Genomic DNA, 14,061 nt, shown 5'->3' on the forward strand with positions numbered 1-14,061 from the left:
GCCGGAAAAACCACTCGACGGATCGACCACAGCAGACGACAGCAGGGGAGCGCGAGACGTGCGGCCAGTCGGCAGTAAATACCTGCTCGAGGAGCCGCTCGGGCGCGGCGCCACGGGTACCGTCTGGCGCGCCCGCCAGAGGGAGACCGCCGGTGCGGAGGCGGCCGTCGCGGGACAGCCCGGCGAGACCGTGGCCATCAAGGTCCTCAAGGAGGAGCTGGCCCAGGACGCGGACATCGTCATGCGCTTCCTGCGCGAGCGCTCGGTCCTGCTGCGCCTGACGCACTCCAACATCGTGCGCACCCGCGACCTCGTCGTCGAGGGCGACCTGCTCGCCCTGGTCATGGACCTGATCGACGGTCCGGACCTGCACCGGTACCTGCGCGAGAACGGCCCCTTCACGCCGGTCGCCGCGAGCCTGCTGACCGCCCAGATCGCCGACGCGCTCGCCGCGAGCCACGCCGACGGCGTCGTGCACCGCGACCTGAAGCCCGCCAACGTGCTCCTCGACGAGCGCGGCGGCCAGATGAAGCCGATGCTGACCGACTTCGGCATCGCCCGCCTCGCCGACTCGCCGGGGCTGACCCGCACCCACGAGTTCGTCGGCACTCCGGCCTACGTCGCCCCCGAGTCCGCCGAGGGCCGGCCCCAGACCTCCGCCGTCGACATCTACGGCGCCGGCATCCTCCTCTACGAGCTGCTCACCGGCCGCCCGCCGTTCGCCGGGGGCACCGCGCTCGAAGTGCTCCACCGCCACCTCAGCGAGGAGCCGCAGCGCCCCTCGACCGTGCCCGAGCCGCTCTGGACGGTCGTCGAGCGCTGCCTGCGCAAGGAGCCGAACGAGCGGCCCAGCGCGCTGAGCCTGGCCCGCGCCCTGCGCGTGGTGGCCGCCGGCATCGGCGTGCACTCCTCGGCCGCCGACGTGGAAGCCGCGCTCGGCGTGGGCGCCCTCCTCGCGCCCGACCCCTCGCCCGCCCCGGTCCCCGAGACACCCGGCGCCGCGGACCCCACCCAGGTGCTGCCGTCCGGAGCGGGCTCCCCGGCGGGCGCCTACGACCCGAACGCGATGACCAGCGTCATGCCGCCGGTCGGCGCGGCCGACGCCACCTCGGTGCTGCCGAGCACCGCGGGGGCCGGGGCCGACCCGACCTCGGTCATGCCGCCCGTGCAGCAGCCGGACGCGCCGCACCCGTGGCAGACCCAGATGCGGGCCGCCCGGGACCGCAACGAGCAGACGCAGATCCAGTACCTCGACCCGGAGGACGACCCGCTGCGCCGCCGCCCGCAGCGCCAGGCGCCCCCGCCGCCGCAGCACCGGCCCCAGCAGCCTCCGCAGTACCGGCAGGGACCGCCGCAGCAGCAGTACCAGCAGCCCCAGCAGCCGCAGTACCGCCAGCCGCAGCAGCCTCCGCAGCAGCAGTACGCGCCCCCGCCCCCGCCGCCGCAGCACTACCAGCCGCAGCAGCGCCAGCCCCAGCAGTACCAGCAGCCGCAACAGCCCCAGTACCGCCAGCCGCAGCAGCCCCAGCAGGCCCCGCCGCAGCCGCCGGCCCCCCGGGAGCCGCGCGAGCCGCGCCGCCGCAGCGCCAACCCCGTGCGGATCCCCGGCCTCGGCTGCCTCAAGGGCTGCCTGGTGCTGATCCTGGTGTTCTTCGTGGCGGGCTGGCTGATCTGGGAGCTCACCCCGCTCCAGGAATGGGTCGGCACCGGCAAGGGATGGTGGGACCAGGTCTGGGCCTGGGGCTCCGGAGTCGTCGACTGGGTCACCACGATCGGGGACTCGGCGAGCTCGGGCTCCTCCGGCCCCGCCAACCCCTGAGACGGGGTCCGTAGCGACGACTTCGTGGATTTGTCGACATCCAGGGCGTGATTTCGCCCCCAGAAGCGAAGGTCGTCGCGAATCGGGCCCCCTGCTGGCCTCCGGAGCCCGCCGGGCCGCGTAGCTTTGGGGCGTACGCCAGCCACTGAGGGAGCAGTCGTGGCACGGAAGATCGGCAGCCGGTACACCGCGCACCAGATCCTGGGGCGCGGCAGCGCGGGCACGGTGTGGCTGGGCGAGGGGCCCGACGGGCCCGTCGCCGTCAAACTCCTGCGCGAGGACCTCGCGTCCGACCAGGAACTGGTCGGACGCTTCGTCCAGGAGCGCAGCGCCCTGCTCGGCCTGGACCATCCGCACGTCGTCTCCGTCCGCGACCTCGTCGTGGACGGCAACGACCTCGCCCTCGTCATGGACCTCGTCCGCGGCACGGACCTGCGCACGCGGCTCGACCGCGAGCGCAGGCTGGCGCCCGAGGCGGCCGTGGCGATCGTCGCGGACGTGGCCGACGCGCTGGCCGCGGCGCACGCGGCCGGGGTCGTCCACCGCGACGTCAAGCCGGAGAACGTCCTGCTGGACATGCAGGGCCCGCTCGGCCCGGGCGGTTCGCACCCCGCCCTGCTGACCGACTTCGGCGTTGCCAAGCTGATCGACTCCCCCCGGCGGGCCCCCGCGGGCCGTGCCACCGCACCGACGACGCGCATCATCGGCACCCCGGACTACCTGGCGCCGGAGATCGTCGAGGGCCTGCCCCCGCGCGCGGCCGTCGACATATACGCCCTGGCCACCGTCCTGTACGAGCTGCTGGCCGGATTCACGCCCTTCGGCGGGGGCCACCCGGGCGCGGTCCTGCGGCGGCACGTCACCGAGACGGTCGTCCCGCTGCCCGGGATCCCGGACGAGCTGTGGCAGCTCGTCGTGCAGTGCCTGGCCAAGGCCCCGGCCTCGCGGCTGCGGGCCTCCGAGCTGTCGGTCCGGCTGCGCGACCTGCTGCCGATGCTGGCCGGGATGCCGCCGCTGGACGTGGACGAGCCCGACGACGCGGAGCCGGAACCCGCCGCCCCGGAGGAGCCCTCCGCCGATCCGGTGCGACGGCGGAGCGTGGTCCCCCTGGTGCCGGGGTCGGCGACCGACTCCAACCGGGACACCCACACCTCGATGCGGGTGCCGGGGCCGGACGAGCTGGCGGGCGGGGCGCTGGGCACGGCCCGCGTGCCGCGCCCGGCCGGCGGGCACCGGCCCGGCTCGGCCCGGCACCGCGCCGAGGCCGCCCGCAAGCGGCGGCTGACCCTGTCCGCGGTGGCGGTGGCCCTGGCCGCCGCGGTCGGCCTGGGCAGCTGGCTGGCCCTGTCCGGGGGCGACGAGCCGGAGCCCCGGCAGGACAACAAGCAGTCGGGCCCCCGCCACCCGTAGCCGTGGCGTCGCCGCGGTCGGGGGCCCTGCCCCCGAACCCCCGCGCCCCGAAACCCCGGTCCTCGACTCCGGGGCCGGTCTGGAACCAGCCCGGCCCGGGAGGGGCTAGGCCGCGGCCAGTTCCGGGTGCCAGCGCCGCGCGACGGCCGGGTGGGCGCGGACCCAGCCCTTCAGCTCGTTGCGGCCGTACTCGGCGTGCAGCGGGTTCGACGCGTCGTGCGCGACCCCGGGGGCCGAGCGCAGGTAGTCGCCCGGGACGGTGTCGATCACGGCGTCCAGCCGCGGGTTGTAGAAGAACGGCACCGAGAACCGCTCCACCGCACCGGGCGGGCTGACCACCCGGTGGTCGGTCGCCGTCAGGTAGCCCTCGGTCGCGATCTCCAGCAGTTCGCCCAGGTTCACCACGAAGGCCCCCGGCATCGGCGGCACGTCCACGTAGCCGCCGTCCCGGACCACCTGGAGGCCGCCCACCGAGTCCTGCAGCAGCAGCGTGAGGAAGCCGTAGTCCTTGTGCGCCCCGACCCCCTGGTCGGCCCCGGAGGGGGCCGACCCCGGGTAGCGGATCAGCTTGGTGTGCAGGTGGGGGCGGTCGGCGAAGGCCTCGTCGAAGAAGTCGGCCGGGGCGCCGATCGAGACCAGCAGCTCCTGCAGGAGGCGGTGCGCCACGGCCGCCAGGCGGGACTGCCAGTCGAGGACCACCGTACGGAGCTCGGGGAGGGCGGCCGGCCACTGGTTCGGGCCCTCCAGCCACAGGTACGGCGGGTCGCCGGGGCCCACCTCCGGCGCCGGGCGCTCCGCGCCCACGTCCAGCTGGTCGCGCCAGTCGGAGGCGCCGCCGGTCAGTTCGTGGCCGATGCGGGTGTAGCCGCGGAAGTGCGGGGAGTTCAGGTTGCTCACGGCGAGCCGGTCGGCCTCCGGGAGGGCGAAGAAGGCCCGGGTGACCTCCAGGATGCGGGCGCTCTCGGCGGCGGTGACGCCGTGCCCGGTCAGGTGCAGGAAACCGGTGTCCCTGGCTGCTGCGTGCAGCTTCTTCAGGAATTCGGCCCGCTGGGCCGGGTCGTCGGCCTGGGAGAGGTCCAGGACGGGGAGAGAGTGCGCGGACGGCATGACGGCTCCGTTTCGGATGTCACGGGGTCCTGTTCCCCAGAGGTGGAGGGGTGCGGGTGGGGTGGGGCCGCCGGCAGGGGTGGCGCCGGGGCCGCTTGGCTCGCGTACAGGACCAAGTCGGATCGGTGTGGATCAGGCTTGGGTTCGGTCCGGCGGCAGACAACTCGTCGTCGTGACGCGCATGAAGTCCACATGGCGGCGCTTGACGAGGTGAACGGTCATACGGTGAGCGTACGCCCGTGCGAGCCTTCATCAGAACGGGTGATCCGGCCTGCCCGGACGGGCTTGCCCGCGGACCGGCTACGCTGGACCCGTGGCAGTCGTCGATGTTTCCGAAGAGCTGAAGTCCCTCTCCTCGACCATGGGGTCGATCGAGGCCGTCCTGGACCTCGACAAGCTGAGGGCAGATATCGCCGTGCTCGAGGAGCAGGCCGCCGCGCCGTCCCTGTGGGACGACCCGGAAGCCGCCCAGAAGATCACGAGCAAGCTTTCGCACCTCCAGGCAGAGGTCCGGAAGGCCGAGACCCTGCGCGGGCGCATCGACGACCTCGGGGTGCTGTTCGAGCTCGCCCAGGAGATGGACGACGCGGACACCCTCGCCGAGGCCGAGACCGAGCTGGCGTCCGTGCGCAAGGCGCTGGACGAGATGGAGGTCCGGACCCTGCTCTCCGGCGAGTACGCCGAGCGCGAGGCCCTGGTCAACATCCGTGCCGAGGCCGGCGGCGTCGACGCCTCCGACTTCGCCGAGCGCCTCCAGCGCATGTACCTGCGCTGGGCCGAGCGCCACGGCTACTCCACGGAGATCTACGAGACCTCGTACGCGGAAGAGGCCGGCATCAAGTCGACCACCTTCGTCGTCAAGGCCCCGTACGCCTACGGCACCCTCTCCGTCGAGCAGGGCACCCACCGCCTGGTGCGCATCTCGCCCTTCGACAACCAGGGCCGCCGCCAGACCTCCTTCGCCGGCGTCGAGGTCCTCCCGGTCGTCGAGACCAGCGACCACGTCGAGATCGACGAGTCCGAGCTGCGCGTCGACGTGTACCGCGCCTCCGGCCCCGGCGGCCAGGGCGTGAACACGACCGACTCGGCCGTGCGCATCACGCACATCCCGACCGGCATCGTCGTCTCCTGCCAGAACGAGCGCTCGCAGATCCAGAACAAGGCCAGCGCCATGAACGTCCTCCAGGCCAAGCTGCTGGAGCGGCGGCGCCAGGAGGAGCAGGCCAGGATGGACGCCCTCAAGGACGGCGGCAGCTCCTGGGGCAACCAGATGCGCTCCTACGTCCTGCACCCGTACCAGATGGTCAAGGACCTGCGCACGGAGTTCGAGGTCGGCAACCCGCAGGCGGTCCTCGACGGCGAGATCGACGGCTTCCTTGAGGCCGGAATCCGCTGGCGCAAGCAGCAGGAGCAGACCGCGTAAGGCGCGCACGCGCGCACGCACAGGACGCGGGAAGGGCCCGGACACCTGAGGTGTCCGGGCCCTTCCGCTGCATGTGATCGGTACGCGGCGCGGGCACCGACGAGTACCGGCGCCGGATCCCGCCGGACAGTGCCTCCTAGGCGGTCTGCTGGGCCACCAGCACCAGAGCTGCCACCAGCACCACCATGAGCACGATGAGAGCCACGGGGTTCAGGCCGGAGAAGGGGCCCTCCTGCTGGAGGCGCTCCCGGTTCGCCCGGCACACAGGGCAGCGGCCCTGGCTGACGGGTGCGGCGCAGTTCGCGCACACGAGCCGGTCATATGTCATGCGCTCCTCCTCTCGTCCCCTCGGTCGTCCTTCTTGCCTAACGGCGCGGGGAACCGGAGCGTTCCCCCTACCACTGTGCCAGCTCCGCCGACATTCGGCGCGGCCCGTCCGGGCAATCGCGGTCCGGACCCTCCAGGACGATGGGACAAAGCGGACAACTCCGGATGCCGGGTCCACACCTCGCGCCCGTTCGCGTATGGTCACGCACACCTACTCCCGGCGACCATGGTGCACCCGTGATCCGATTCGACAGCGTCTCCAAGTCCTACCCGAAGCAGAGCCGCCCCGCACTCAGAGAAGTCTCCCTCGACATCGCGAAGGGCGAGTTCGTCTTCCTGGTCGGCTCGTCCGGCTCCGGCAAGTCCACCTTCCTGCGTCTCATCCTGCGCGAGGAGCGGGCCAGCCACGGCCAGGTGCACGTCCTCGGCAAGGACCTCGCCAAGCTCTCCAACTGGAAGGTCCCGCAGATGCGGCGCCAGCTGGGGACCGTCTTCCAGGACTTCCGCCTGCTGCCCAACAAGACGGTCGCCGAGAACGTGGCCTTCGCCCAGGAGGTCATCGGCAAGCCGAGGGGCGAGATCCGCAAGGCCGTCCCGCAGGTCCTCGAACTCGTCGGCCTGGGCGGGAAGGAAGAGCGCATGCCCGGCGAGCTCTCCGGCGGTGAGCAGCAGCGCGTGGCCATCGCCCGCGCCTTCGTCAACCGCCCGGCGCTGCTGATCGCGGACGAGCCCACCGGCAACCTCGACCCCCAGACCTCCGTCGGGATCATGAAGCTGCTGGACCGGATCAACCGGACCGGCACCACCGTGATCATGGCGACGCACGACCAGCAGATCGTCGACCAGATGCGCAAGCGCGTCATCGAACTCGAACAGGGCCGACTCGTGCGCGACCAGTCGCGCGGCGTCTACGGCTACCAGCACTGAAAGGCCCCCAGAGTCATGCGCGCCCAGTTCGTCATGTCCGAGATCGGCGTCGGCCTCCGCCGCAATCTCACCATGACCTTCGCGGTCATCATCTCCGTGGCCCTGTCGCTGGCCCTGTTCGGCGGCTCCCTGCTCATGAGCGAGCAGGTCAGCAAGATGAAGGGCTTCTGGTACGACAAGGCCAACGTCACGCTCTACCTCTGCAACAAGCAGGACGCCCAGGAGGCGGGCGAGGCCGCCGCCAAGAACGGCACCCCGGGCGTGGCCACCTGCGCCAAGGGCGCGGTCACCGAGGACCAGAAGAAGCAGATCGAGGCCGAGCTCAAGCAGATGTCCCTGGTGAAGTCCGTCGCCTACGAATCGGCGGACGAGGCCTACAAGCACTACCAGGAGCGGTTCGGCAACACGGCCCTCGCCTCCTCCATCACCCCGGACCAGATGCAGGAGTCCTTCCGGGTCAAGCTGAAGGACCCGGAGAAGTACAAGGTGGTCACCTCCGCCTTCGCGGGCCGGGACGGCATCCACACCGTCGACGACCAGCGCCAGGCGATCGACGACCTGTTCCGGATCCTGAACTACCTCAACATGGCCGCCATCGGCATCATGCTGATCATGCTGGTCGTGGCGCTGCTCCTGATCGTCAACACCGTGCGCGTCTCGGCGTTCAGCCGCAGGCGGGAGACCGGGATCATGCGGCTCGTGGGTGCCTCCAGCTTCTACATCCAGGTCCCCTTCATCATGGAGGCCGCCGTCGCCGGGCTCATCGGCGCGCTCTTCGCCTGCGCCATGCTCGTCTCCGGCCAGTACTTCGTGATCGACCACGGCGTGGGCCTGCGCGAGAAGATCCAGCTCATCGACTTCATGGGCTGGGGATCGGTGCTGGCCAAGCTCCCGTACGTGCTGTTCATCGGCCTCCTGATGCCTTCCATGGCCGCCTTCATCGCCCTGCGCAAGTACCTGAAGGTGTGACAAGCGCCCCGCAAGCGGTCCGGTCAACCATCCGTACCGGCACGGGGCTTGTCCTAGACTCGGCGCCATGCCGGGTCTGCCCGCCTTCTGTCTCCGGCCCCGCGACCCACGTCGCGGGGCCGTTTTGACGTTAACGTTCGCCGCGGTCGTCGCCGTCGGCGCGTTCACCGGCTGCTGGGACCGTGCGGACGGTGCCGCGGTCGTGGCCCGTACGGACGCACCCGGGCCCGGGGCCGCGCGCCCGGAGGGCACCGCCGACCGCGAGGCGGTCGCCCGCGCCGCCGCCGAGGCCGTCGCCGAGGGCAAGTCCGGCAAGAAGGCCGCGCAGGAAGTGGTCAGCCGCAGCGGCGACCGCTGGGGCACGGTCTACGACCGGGGCGAGTACGCCGCCTTCGCCGAGGGCCTCGACGGGCACTGGACCGGTGTCGGGGTCTGGGCCGTGCGCGCCCAGGACGGCATGATCACGGTCGACGATGTCGAGCCCGGCGGCCCCGCCGCGCGGGCCGGCCTGCGCGCCGGGGACCGCCTGCTGAGCGTCGACGGCCACGGGGTGACCGGGCTGGCCGTGGCCGACGTGGTCGCCCTGCTCCGCGGCGCCGCCGGGACCCCCGTCGTGCTGAACCTCAGCCGGGACGGCGCCGACCTCACCGAGACCGTGGTGCGCGAGCGGCTGCACACCGAGCCGGTGACCGTGCGGCGACTCGCCGGCGACGTCACCGTCATCAAGGTGACCTCCTTCACCCGCGGTTCCGGCGATCGGGTCAGGGCGGCCGTCCGCGCGGCCCCGCCCGGCGGCGGGGTCATGCTCGACCTGCGCGGCAACCGCGGCGGGCTGGTCGCCGAAGCGGTCACGGCCGCCTCCGCCTTCCTGGACGGCGGGCTCGTGGCGACCTACGACGTACGGGGCGAGCAGCGCGTGCTGAACGCGGCGCCGGGCGGGGACACGACCCGGCCGCTGGTGGCCCTCGTCGACGGCGGCACGATGAGCGCCGCCGAGCTGGTGACGGGCGCGCTCCAGGACCGGGGCCGGGCGGTGGCCGTGGGCAGCCGGACCTTCGGCAAGGGCTCGGTGCAGATGCCGACCGAGCTCCCGGACGGCTCGGTGGCCGAGCTGACGGTGGGCACGTACCGCACGCCGGCGGGCCGCAGCCTCGACGGCAGCGGCATCACCCCGGACGTCCCGGCCGGCGAACGGGCCGAGGAGCGGGCCGTCACGGTATTGGGTGGCCTCGGGGTGGGTCCGTAGTGCGAAAATGACCGCACTATGGCTAAGGAAAAAGGGCGCAAGCTGATCGCCCAGAACAAGAAGGCGCGGCACGACTACGCGATCATCGACACCTACGAGTGCGGTCTCGTGCTCACCGGTACCGAGGTGAAGTCCCTGCGCCAGGGCCGGGCCTCGCTGGTGGACGGCTTCGTGTCGGTGGAGAGCCGGGAGGCCTGGCTCTACAACGTGCACGTGCCGGAGTACAGCCAGGGCACGTGGACGAACCACAGCGCCCGGCGCAAGCGCAAGCTCCTCATGCACCGCGAGGAGATCGACAAGCTGGAGCGCAAGGCCGACGAGTCGGGCCACACGATCGTGCCCCTCTCCCTGTACTTCAAGGACGGCCGGGCGAAGGTCGAGATCGCGCTGGCGAAGGGCAAGAAGGAGTACGACAAGCGGCAGACGATGCGGGAGAAGCAGGACACCCGCGAGACGAACCGGGTGATCTCGGCCATCCGTCGCAAGCAGCGCGGCACGGTTTAATCACCTGGCACGCGGTGGTCCACTTCGCGTACCATGGCGTCAGCACCACCCCCCGGGGTGGAGCACATTGTTAAAAGAACATGGGGATGATCGGTTTCGACAGCGGATGTCGATGCAGGGGAAGCGAGCCGAGGAAGCGGCAATGATCTCGCTAACCACATGTCGCAAAAAATAATCGCCAACTCCAAGAGCGATAACTCCCGCTTCACCCTCGCTGCCTAATAACAGTGAGCTGAAGCCTCTGTGAGGAGCGTCAGCCCGGAAGTGGTCCCGGTCCGGATCCTGGCGTCAACTAGGGATCTAAACCTCTAACCCCGGTCACGGGGGTCGGAGGGAAATCAAACAGTGACTGAGCCCGTCGGAGACTTGTCCGTGTGATCTCCGGGGCCGAGAAAAGCGCAGCGGACTGCGCTCGGAGAAGCCCTGCTTCTGCACCGTTGGACGCGGGTTCGATTCCCGCCATCTCCACTCATCCCATGTGGGCGAAGGCCCCGCAGCCCCTCGGTTGCGGGGCCTTCGGCTTTCCCGCGCCACCGGCGCCGGTCGGCATCCGGGGCGTCAACCGGAGGGAGGCCGGTGCGCGGGGGTGGGGTACGGCAACGGGCCCCGGCCGTGCGGCCGGGGCCCGGGTCGGGCGGGGGCGGGGATCAGCAGAACGGGACCTTGTTGAGGTTCAGGGCGTAGCGGGCGGCGATCCAGCCGCTGCCGTCGGCGAGCTTGTACCAGATCGAGTTGCCGTCGACCTTCTGGCCGTTGACCTTGCACTGGAGGGCGACGACCGAGCCGGTCTTGATCTTGCCCTTCTGCGCGTACCGCGTGCCGGGGCCGGAGCGGACGCCGAGGCCCTTACCGGGTGAGACGATCTTGGCCCTGGGGTGCTCGTGGTGGTCCTTGCCCTTGCCGCCGCACTTGCAGTCGCCGGGCTTGCCGGGCTTCCCGGTGTCGCCCTTCGGGCCCTTGGGGCCCTGCGGGCCCGCCGGGCCGGGCTTGCCGGGGTGACCCTTCGGGCCCTGGGGGCCGGCGGGGCCCTGCTTGCCGTCCCGGCCGGGCCTGCCGTCGTGGCCCTTCGGGCCCTGCTTGCCGGTGTCGCCCTTCGGGCCCTGCGGACCCGCGGGACCCGTGTCTCCCTTCGGGCCGTTCGCGGGACCCGGCTCGCCCTGCGGTCCGCGCGGGCCGTCGTGGCCCTTCGGGCCGCGCTTGCCGGTGTCGCCCTTCTCGCCCTTCGGGCCGGGCTCGCCGCGGTCTCCCTTGTCCCCCTTGTCGCCCTTGGGGCCGGGCTTTCCGGGCTTGCCGTGGTTCCCGGGCTTTCCGGGCTTGCCGTCGTCTCCCTTGTCCCCCTTGTCACCCTGGGGGCCCGACAGCGGGGTGGCCACGGCGAACAGGGCCGGTGCGTCCACGTCCGTCGCCCACTCGCCGCCGGTCAGCGTCGTGCCCCGGGGGGCGTCGGCGTCCACCCGTACCGCCACGGACAGTTGGGTCTGCTCCTGCGCCGCGAAGCGGAAGCCGGCGCGGGTTCCGGCCTCGCAGGTCAGCAGGCGCGCGTCGGACGACCGTGTGCACGGCGCCGCCGTGCGGGTGCCGTTCCAGTAGAAGCGGGTCTCGGGGAAGGTCGTGCGCTCCGGAGCGGTGATGCGGAAGGTGCCGCTGACGACCGGCTCCGCCCCGCCCCGGGCCGCGATGACGACGCGGCCCGTGGCCCCGGGGGCGATGGAGGGCACATAGGGCTGGTGGAAGCGGATGTCCGCCGAGTCGGCGGAGGCGGGGACCGTCGGCGCGAGGCAGGCGGCGGTGACGGCTGCGACGAACAGGGCGGCGGGCACGGAACGGTGAGCAGGCACGGGTGGTTCCTGCACAAAGGGAAGGGTGCTGAGGGGGGAGCACCCCCAGTTATTGCGGATCCCCGGCGGTGGCCGTGCGTACCACGCGGGAATGATCACTCGGGCGCCGGATCGATCGCCCTGTCAGGGCGATCGCCAGGGCGACCAGCGCGGCCGCCGCCGGCACCGCGTACGCGGCGACCGGGCCCGGCCCCTCCACGACCCAGCCGGCGCTCGCCGAACCGGCCGCTATCCCAGCGAAGATGGCGGTGACCGCCAAGGTCATGCCCTCGTTGAGCCGCCCCTCGGGGATACGGGCGTGGACCTGCGACATCGCCGAGACCATCGTCGGCGCCGTGGCCATGCCGGCCAGCAGGAGGGCGCAGGCCAGGGCGGTCACGGAGCCGGTGGCCGCCGCGGCCCAGGGGAGGGTCATCAGGACGGCCAGGACGCACACGCACGCTTTCAACGAGCGGGCGCGCAGGGTGCCGTAGAGCAGGCCGGCCGCGCACGAGCCCGCCGCCTGGAGGGCCAGGACCAGGCCGGAGGCGGCGCCCAGGCCCTGGACGTCGAGGTAGGCGATCGAGGCGACCTCCATCGAGCCGAAGACCACGCCCGTGACGAGGAAGAGCGGCAGCAGCGGGCCCAGCGCCCGCAGCGGTGAGCCCTGCCGCGGCGTCGACGTCACGGGGGGCTGGGTGGCGCGGCAGGAGGTGAAGACCAGCATGCCGGTGAGCAGCAGGGCCGCCCCGGCGAGGGTGCCCGCCTCGGGGAACACGGCTCCGCACAGGAAGGCCGCCAGCACCGGTCCCAGCATGTAGCACAGCTCGTCCGCGGCCTGCTCGAAGGACATCGCCGTGTGGTGGGCGGCGGGGGAGTCGCGCAGCAGGTGCGTCCAGCGCGCGCGGGACATGCCCCCGATGTTGGGGGTCGTGGCGGTCGCCGCGTACGAGGCGAAGAGCGTCCAGGCGGGAGCGCCGGTACGGACGCACGCAATCAGGGACAGCGAGCCGAGGACCGCGATCAGGGTGGCCGGTACGGCGATCCGGGCCTGGCCGTGGCGGTCGATCAGGCGGGCGGTCCAGGGCGCCACCACCGCCGTGGCCGCCAGCCCGGTGGCCGTGACCGCACCGGCGAGCGCGTACGAGCCCCGCTGGCCGGCGATCATCATGACCGCGCTGACCCCGAACATGCCCATCGGGAGGCGGGCGATGAGGTTGCCGGCGGTGAAGCCCCGGGCGCCGGGCACCGCGAACAGCCGGCGGTAGGGGCCGGGTGCCCGCCCTGCGGTACGGGCCCGGGCGGCGGGGGCGGCGTCGCGAACGGCGTCACGAACGGCGCCGGCGCCGGGGACGGTGGCGCTGCCGGGGGCGGTGTCGGTGGCGGTGAGGACGAGGGTGCTGCCGGTGACGGTCGTGAGGGGCATGGACCCACCCTCGGCCGGGGCGGGGTGCACCGTCCAACACCTGTTCCGAAGCCATTCACCCGTTCCTGTTGTTAGTCTCCGGGGGTGATGCCCCGTGATGTGGAACCCCGGCTGCTGCGCGGGTTCGTCGCCGTTGCCGAGGAGCTGCACTTCACCCGTGCCGCCGCCCGCCTGTACGTCGCCCAGCAGGCGCTGAGCCGGGACGTCCGGCGGCTCGAACAGACCTTGGCGGCGGCGCTGTTCGTCCGCACCACCCGTGCCGTCGAGCTGACCGCCGACGGGCAGCGCCTGCTGCCCCTGGCCCGGCGCGTGCTGCGCGCCCACGAGGAGCTGACGGACGCCTTCGCCGCCGGGGCCGCGGCCGGCGCGGCACCCCGGCCGCTCCTCGTCGACCTGAACACCGACGGCCCCGGCACCGCGCGCACCGTGCTGGAACGGGCCCGCGAACTCGCCCCGGACTGCGAGCTGATGGCCCGCTTCGAGAGCGGACTCACCCACGCCGCCGCCGAGGTCGCGGCCGGCCGGCTCGACGTCGCCTTCGGGTACGCCGACGGCCTCGACCCCGCGCTGCGGGCCCCGCTCGCGCAGCGGCCCGTACGGTACGAGCCGCTCGCCGTGCTGCTGCCCGAGGGGCACGCCCTGGCCGCGGGGGAATCCGTACCGCTCGACGCGCTGGCCGGGGAGACCGTGTACGCGGGCGCCGGAAACCCGCGGACCCTGGAGTGGACGGGGCTGGCGCGCGAGCTGTTCGCCGGACGGGGGATCCTCATGGCGCCGCCCGCGCCGGTCGCGATCGGCAAGGAGGAGTTCCGCCGGGTCATGGTCAAGACCGGCAACCCGGTGCTGGCGACCGTGGGGTTCCTGGACATGCCGGGGTGCGTGAAGCTGCCGCTGACCGACCCGGTGCCGCTGTCACCGCTGTCCATGGTGTGGCGCAAGGGTTTCAGCCACCCCGGACTGGACGCCCTGCACGCCGCGGCCGACGGCCTGGCGGCCGAGCGGGGCTGGCTCCGGCCCCCGGCCGGGAGCTGGCTGCCGGCCCCGCTCACACACCGCCCGGGCGGCGGGTGAGAGCAAGGTTTCCCG

Annotated in this window: 12 protein-coding genes and 1 other RNA gene; 9 read left to right on the forward strand and 4 right to left on the reverse strand. The window is 72.6% G+C overall.

The window, feature by feature from the left end:
• Window positions 1-58 precede the first annotated feature (58 nt).
• Complete coding sequence (locus tag IH80_RS0122215; protein ID WP_030962743.1) at window positions 59-1,819, forward strand: serine/threonine-protein kinase; 1,761 nt, start codon at window positions 59-61, stop codon at window positions 1,817-1,819.
• Between the two features lie 159 nt (window positions 1,820-1,978).
• Window positions 1,979-3,229: a serine/threonine-protein kinase gene (locus tag IH80_RS0122220; RefSeq protein WP_030962745.1), complete on the forward strand. Its 1,251-nt coding sequence runs from the start codon at window positions 1,979-1,981 to the stop codon at window positions 3,227-3,229.
• 105 nt (window positions 3,230-3,334) lie between these two features.
• Here the strand turns inward: IH80_RS0122220 and IH80_RS0122225 are convergent, their stop codons facing one another.
• Window positions 3,335-4,336 (reverse strand): isopenicillin N synthase family dioxygenase, encoded by a 1,002-nt coding sequence (locus IH80_RS0122225; protein ID WP_030962747.1) that lies wholly within the window; start codon window positions 4,334-4,336, stop codon window positions 3,335-3,337.
• A gap of 313 nt (window positions 4,337-4,649) precedes the next feature.
• Between IH80_RS0122225 and prfB the strand changes: the two genes are divergently transcribed.
• The gene (gene prfB / locus IH80_RS0122230) at window positions 4,650-5,759 is read left to right on the forward strand and encodes a peptide chain release factor 2 (protein WP_030962748.1); all 1,110 of its coding nucleotides are present in this window, start codon (window positions 4,650-4,652) and stop codon (window positions 5,757-5,759) included.
• A gap of 136 nt (window positions 5,760-5,895) precedes the next feature.
• Here the strand turns inward: prfB and IH80_RS0122235 are convergent, their stop codons facing one another.
• Window positions 5,896-6,087, reverse strand: coding sequence for a hypothetical protein (locus tag IH80_RS0122235; protein ID WP_030662818.1), 192 nt, complete (start codon window positions 6,085-6,087; stop codon window positions 5,896-5,898).
• A 236-nt stretch (window positions 6,088-6,323) separates the two neighbouring features.
• On the opposite strand from IH80_RS0122235, the gene ftsE reads away from it, so the two are divergent.
• The 5 genes from ftsE to ssrA all read left to right on the forward strand — a co-directional run bounded on the left by ftsE (window position 6,324) and on the right by ssrA (window position 10,203).
• Window positions 6,324-7,013, forward strand: a complete 690-nt coding sequence (gene ftsE / locus IH80_RS0122240; protein ID WP_030011324.1) for a cell division ATP-binding protein FtsE — start codon at window positions 6,324-6,326, stop codon at window positions 7,011-7,013.
• Between the two features lie 15 nt (window positions 7,014-7,028).
• Entirely contained in the window at window positions 7,029-7,982 is a 954-nt protein-coding gene (gene ftsX / locus IH80_RS0122245; protein ID WP_030962749.1) for a permease-like cell division protein FtsX, read from the forward strand.
• Between the two features lie 67 nt (window positions 7,983-8,049).
• Window positions 8,050-9,228 carry a S41 family peptidase gene (locus IH80_RS0122250; RefSeq protein ID WP_030962750.1) on the forward strand — a complete coding sequence of 393 codons (1,179 nt, stop codon included), beginning with the start codon at window positions 8,050-8,052 and terminating at the stop codon, window positions 9,226-9,228.
• A gap of 18 nt (window positions 9,229-9,246) precedes the next feature.
• On the forward strand, window positions 9,247-9,732 hold the full coding sequence (smpB, locus tag IH80_RS0122255) for an SsrA-binding protein SmpB (protein WP_030962751.1): 486 nt from the start codon (window positions 9,247-9,249) through the stop codon (window positions 9,730-9,732).
• Between the two features lie 82 nt (window positions 9,733-9,814).
• Window positions 9,815-10,203: a transfer-messenger RNA gene (gene ssrA, locus IH80_RS41515) on the forward strand.
• A gap of 176 nt (window positions 10,204-10,379) precedes the next feature.
• On the opposite strand, the gene IH80_RS40985 is transcribed toward ssrA, so the two are convergent.
• Together IH80_RS40985 and IH80_RS0122265 are read right to left on the reverse strand one after the other, a co-directional pair.
• Window positions 10,380-11,570 (reverse strand): SH3 domain-containing protein, encoded by a 1,191-nt coding sequence (locus tag IH80_RS40985; RefSeq protein WP_158943580.1) that lies wholly within the window; start codon window positions 11,568-11,570, stop codon window positions 10,380-10,382.
• A 49-nt stretch (window positions 11,571-11,619) separates the two neighbouring features.
• The gene (locus IH80_RS0122265; RefSeq protein ID WP_234432341.1) at window positions 11,620-12,975 is read right to left on the reverse strand and encodes an MFS transporter; all 1,356 of its coding nucleotides are present in this window, start codon (window positions 12,973-12,975) and stop codon (window positions 11,620-11,622) included.
• Window positions 12,976-13,062: 87 nt separating this feature from the next.
• Here IH80_RS0122265 and IH80_RS0122270 point away from each other — a divergent pair, with 87 nt between their 5' ends.
• Window positions 13,063-14,046, forward strand: a complete 984-nt coding sequence (locus IH80_RS0122270; RefSeq protein WP_030962757.1) for a LysR family transcriptional regulator — start codon at window positions 13,063-13,065, stop codon at window positions 14,044-14,046.
• Window positions 14,047-14,061: the final 15 nt, after the last annotated feature.

Source organism: Streptomyces sp. NRRL S-378 (genome assembly GCF_000720645.1).
Lineage (GTDB): Bacteria > Actinomycetota > Actinomycetes > Streptomycetales > Streptomycetaceae > Streptomyces.

Coding starts and splice junctions, on each gene's coding strand:
- IH80_RS0122225 (WP_030962747.1), bottom strand. CDS start 4,336: ATGCCGTCCGCGCACTCTCTCCCCGTCCTGGACCTCTCCCAGGCCGAC.
- IH80_RS0122235 (WP_030662818.1), bottom strand. CDS start 6,087: ATGACATATGACCGGCTCGTGTGCGCGAACTGCGCCGCACCCGTCAGC.
- ftsX (WP_030962749.1), top strand. CDS start 7,029: ATGCGCGCCCAGTTCGTCATGTCCGAGATCGGCGTCGGCCTCCGCCGC.
- IH80_RS0122250 (WP_030962750.1), top strand. CDS start 8,050: ATGCCGGGTCTGCCCGCCTTCTGTCTCCGGCCCCGCGACCCACGTCGC.
- smpB (WP_030962751.1), top strand. CDS start 9,247: ATGGCTAAGGAAAAAGGGCGCAAGCTGATCGCCCAGAACAAGAAGGCG.
- IH80_RS0122265 (WP_234432341.1), bottom strand. CDS start 12,975: ATGCCCCTCACGACCGTCACCGGCAGCACCCTCGTCCTCACCGCCACC.
- IH80_RS0122270 (WP_030962757.1), top strand. CDS start 13,063: ATGCCCCGTGATGTGGAACCCCGGCTGCTGCGCGGGTTCGTCGCCGTT.